At 49.0% G+C, this 300-nt stretch carries 1 protein-coding gene; it reads right to left on the reverse strand.

Annotation, left to right across the window (positions count from 1 at the left end; genetic code table 11):
• Positions 1 to 300 (reverse strand): hypothetical protein (locus B9T16_RS29710; protein ID WP_410246495.1); only part of this gene is annotated, 300 nt, incomplete at both ends.

Raw genomic sequence — 300 nt, forward strand, 5'->3', positions numbered from 1 at the left:
CTGTGGAGGAAGTCAATACGAACCTCCGCACCACTGCCAGCAGTTCCATCAGTGGTAAAGCTGAACCAGTCATCATTTCCCGATACTATCACCAGGTCATTTTGGACTAGCTGTGAGTTGACAGTACCGAAATAGTGTGCAGCCTCAAAGCTGTGATTAGGAGCAAAACGGTCTTCGCCACCATTTCCACTGAGAACGCGGGGGTCAATAGTCAGGCTATAGTTGGGGTTACTCGCACCATTCCAACCGTAAACATTAACGTAGTAGGTTCCCGCACCTAAGCCAGCTAAACTAATGCTC

Origin of the sequence: Arthrospira sp. PCC 8006 (genome assembly GCF_046480465.1) — a bacterium.
Taxonomy (GTDB): Bacteria; Cyanobacteriota; Cyanobacteriia; order Cyanobacteriales; family Microcoleaceae; genus Limnospira; species Limnospira platensis.